Annotated in this window: 1 rRNA gene; it reads left to right on the forward strand. The window is 56.0% G+C overall.

The features are described from left to right. A 23S ribosomal RNA gene (locus ADL22_RS16075) occupies positions 1-216 on the forward strand; the annotation flags it as partial.

Genomic DNA, 216 nt, shown 5'->3' on the forward strand with positions numbered 1-216 from the left:
CGATAGCGGATAGTACCGTGAGGGAATGGTGAAAAGTACCGCGGGAGCGGAGTGAAATAGTACCTGAAACCGTGTGCCTACAAGCCGTGGGAGCGTCGCGCAGAGACTTGTCTCTGCGTCGTGACTGCGTGCCTTTTGAAGAATGAGCCTGCGAGTTAGCGGTGTGTAGCGAGGTTAACCCGTGTGGGGAAGCCGTAGCGAAAGCGAGTCCGAATA

The sequence above is a fragment of the Streptomyces sp. NRRL F-4489 genome, from assembly GCF_001509485.1.
GTDB lineage: Bacteria > Actinomycetota > Actinomycetes > Streptomycetales > Streptomycetaceae > Streptomyces.